The sequence below is a fragment of the Moorena sp. SIO2C4 genome (assembly GCF_010672485.1).
GTDB classification, from domain to species: domain Bacteria; phylum Cyanobacteriota; class Cyanobacteriia; order Cyanobacteriales; family Coleofasciculaceae; genus Moorena; species Moorena producens.
Window position 1 is genome coordinate 1 of record NZ_JAAHGN010001344.1, and the last position, 1,687, is coordinate 1,687.

Annotated in this window: 2 protein-coding genes and 1 pseudogene; 2 read left to right on the top strand and 1 reads right to left on the bottom strand. The window is 43.8% G+C overall.

The window, feature by feature from the left end; all coding sequences use genetic code 11:
* A pseudogene (locus F6K20_RS37340) lies at positions 1-309 on the top strand (Uma2 family endonuclease); the annotation flags it as partial.
* A gap of 149 nt (positions 310-458) precedes the next feature.
* Positions 459-620, top strand: coding sequence for a hypothetical protein (locus F6K20_RS37345; protein WP_008190829.1), 162 nt, complete (start codon positions 459-461; stop codon positions 618-620).
* Positions 621-788: 168 nt separating this feature from the next.
* Here F6K20_RS37345 and F6K20_RS37350 read toward each other — a convergent pair.
* On the bottom strand, positions 789-1,687 hold an 899-nt coding region (locus F6K20_RS37350; RefSeq protein ID WP_287298235.1), incomplete at its 5' end, for a tRNA-dependent cyclodipeptide synthase.

Below are 1,687 nucleotides of genomic sequence, written 5' to 3' on the forward strand. Positions count from 1 at the left end.
TCTGAGTTGCAATTGGGTTTAGGACTATGGCTTGGTCAATATCGGGGATTGAATCGGTTGTGGCTACGTTGGTATGATCAACAGGGAAATTGGATTCCTACTGAGGCAGAACTTGAACGTCTTCGAGCTGAACAGGAACGGCAACGAGCTGAACTGGCTCAACAACGAGCTGAACAGGAACGTCAAGAGAAGGAACTGGCTCAACAACGAGCTGAACAGGAACACCAACGAGCTGAACAGGAACACCAACGAGCTGAACAATTAGCAGAACGGTTACGACAGATGGGTATTAATCCCGATGAAATTTAACCCCTGTCTGAGTTGGTGGGTGTATCTCATTAAAGCTGTTTGACCCGGTGGTGGGTTAGATTATGTTCGGATAATTGGGGACAATACTGATAGATTGGCAATCTTTTTCAGTGCTACTGATACTGACGATAATTCCTTAAACGCAGTGCATGGCGAAAATTCGGAAAACCGTTGTGAACACGATTGGGTTAAATCCAGATTACCTGATTCCCGTTCCCAAAGAGACGATTCCGAAAACAGGGATCGGCAAAATTCAGCGCCAGGAATTGAGAAAAAGATTCGAGGCTGGTGAATTCCATGGAATCTTTTGAAAGGCTGAAGTCAGGAGTCAGAAGTCATAATTTCAAATACCTCCTGTTATCTGATCGCGTTTTCCATACCTATGAGGTACACAGGATTTTTTACCTGTTCCCTGTTCCCGATTCCCGATTCCCGATTCCCGATTCCCGATTCTGCAACCACCATTGACCTCAAAGCCCTTAGATGCTTTCTCCAGCAGTAGCCTTCCTTTTAAGACGCAGGCTGACCCAGATCATTTGCTTGAGAGGTAAAGGAACCTCTGGGTGCAACCCTTCCGCAATTTCTTCAAAAGTTTTAATTGACCCAGGATAAACAAAAACTGGCCATCCTTCTTTAGCAAGGCAGGTAAACACAGCTGACTCTTCCAGCAGGTAGGTGATCGCCAGGTGCTTTTGCCTTTGGAGAAGCTGCTCTACTTCCTCTTCTTCTGACTGTTCCCCCCGATTAAGATAGGTTTGGGCAAAGGAGTTGACCATCTTTTGAAAAGATTCATCCTGTTGATAAAGACCCTGAAAGTCTTTGTAATACATCTCAAATTCTGATTGCTTCTCTATTTGGGAAGCCATCTGGAACTGGAATTGACAACTTCCAGAGTATTGCTGGAACAAGAAACGGTTTTGATTAATAAAGGTCTCTCCAGTGCGAATTGCCTCCAGCCAAGCTTCATCCCCTTTAAGTCCCTGTCTAACTTCGATTGTCAGTCGATATAAACTGTCCCCAACTAATACTAGGCAAGCTTTGAATTGTTCGCTAATCCATTTTATCAAGGCTTCGATTCGCTCACTATAAACAAAGTTTTTACTTCCCAGACTGATCATGAAAACACACTTTTGATAATCAGACAGGGAGCTACGTAGGCGAGCAGGAGAGACCTTAGCCAAACTTACCTTGTACTCATAAACTTGGGTGATATTGGCAGTAGATTGGGTCAACTTTAAGTCGCGTCTCTTAAGATCGATCGCTTTGCTTATTTTCGATTGAAGCAACTTCAATTGCTCTAGTGAAAGCTGATTCCAGTCAAAATTTTCCATGATCGTTTCTTCGTCCCTGTGGCTACTCATTCTTTTAGATGTTCTTG